The 1,693-nt window shown below is 43.5% G+C and carries 1 protein-coding gene; it reads right to left on the reverse strand.

The genetic code is table 11. The annotated features are described in order from the left end of the window. Positions 1 to 244 precede the first annotated feature (244 nt). A complete protein-coding gene (locus tag Q0753_RS16495; protein ID WP_298723688.1) occupies positions 245 to 1,456 on the reverse strand; it encodes a hypothetical protein in 1,212 nt (403 codons plus the stop codon). Positions 1,457 to 1,693: the final 237 nt, after the last annotated feature.

Here is a 1,693-nt window from a genome sequence, read left to right on the forward strand (position 1 = left end):
CCTGTTAGTGAATGAAGTCTCAACACTATTCAAGGGAGTTGGGAGTGATTTCCACATAAGTTATGCGTGATTACTTATTAATAACCATCCAAGCGTAACCACTTGATAAAACCGATGGAAATATTACGATGAAATTGATTTTCGAGGATGAGGTCAGTAGTTGGGGTGATGACTTCTTGGTCTAATTACTCTCTGGTTGAGCTGCCATTTGACTATGCTCGAAGCCTGTATAAAACAGTTTCAATCACCTGCAATTTTGATTATACCAATCTCTATTTGACCTCACTCCCATGCGTGCCAAGTTGTTAGTTTCACGGTGAGCTGAGCTTACATCTACATATGGTTCGGTTTCACGTATCGCTTTTCTATACTCATTGATTTGAGCAATTATTTGCTTACATTTAACTGAGCCCCCCCTACCTGATGGCTTGTTAACGATTCGTGCCCGCCCAACATTACCTTTTGATTGCTTACTTCTGGCTGATTTTTTTTGCGCTGCTATCCTGGCTTGCTCCCGGCTGTAGGCAGAAAAGGAGCTTGTTATCAGAGAATTTATTTCACTGGAAGGGTGTTCTATAGAAGCTAAGTCAGCTTGCTGTACTATGTCATCAACACTTTTCGTCAAACCAACCTTGACATCATAAACAAACGAAGCTGTTCTCATTACGTCTACATATGCGGTTGATGCAGAAGAGAACGGAACTCTATCAAAGCCATCCATGGCCTCATTTAACTGCATTACCAAGCTACGCGCATGTTCCGTGATAATATCAATACTTCCGGCGGTAAGTTGCTTTGACAGCATCCCCCCCGGGCGAAGGCCATTCAATTGTTTGGTACTGTTGCTGACAAAATTGAGCCGTTCGTTCCAGCTACCGTTACCGTTAATTAATTTCCATGCCTGCTGAGCCAGACCCAACTGGCGCACTTTACGTTCAGCTTGCTTTTTAGCGTGCAGCGCTATCCCGGCGCTACGCCACTTACGGCCCGCATACCGCTCGGCCTGCCGTCTGGCATTGAACGTTAGCAACTGCGCTGACTTTGACCGCGCGGCATTAGCCACCTCGTTTTTTTCTATTTTCCTAACCGACTTATTAAAGGCTCTGACCTGATTCAGGCACTCCTGCCGCTCTTGTCCTGCCCTTATTAATAACTCATGGTGCTGTTCACTTCTACGCTTATTTCTCTCGGATAGTTCTCTCCATGCTCTTTGATACTCCTTGTGAGAAAGCCCACCTTTTTTATTTAAAAAACCTCTATGCTCCTGATTATTCTTATCTAGAAGTGACTTCAATGTTGGTTGATACCGTTCGTAATGACGATGACACTCCTCAGTGCTTTTCGGATCTATTGGTGGAGATGGCACATACATCTGTGCAGAGGCTAGGGGCACCATGACAACAGAAAAAAAGAGAGCTATTACTTTAAAGGAAATAAATTCTGATTGAAACATCATAACTATTTTCCTTCAATCCAGACTACTATGCCGTCTTTGCTGGCTGGATAGTAGTTGTACGGCTTATTATTACTTCCGCAATCTTCTGAAAATTTCTTTTCAAATATAGAGTTGGGGGCGCATAGCAATTTAGCGCCAGCTCTTGCATTACTATCTCTGCTAAGCAGTACGGCATAACCCATGTGGATCTATAATTTCTACATATAGCTACATTCGGGAGCCTGCCATGAAACGGAA

The organism is uncultured Oceanisphaera sp., assembly GCF_947495715.1.
In the GTDB taxonomy this organism is placed as follows: Bacteria; Pseudomonadota; Gammaproteobacteria; order Enterobacterales; family Aeromonadaceae; genus Oceanimonas; species Oceanimonas sediminis.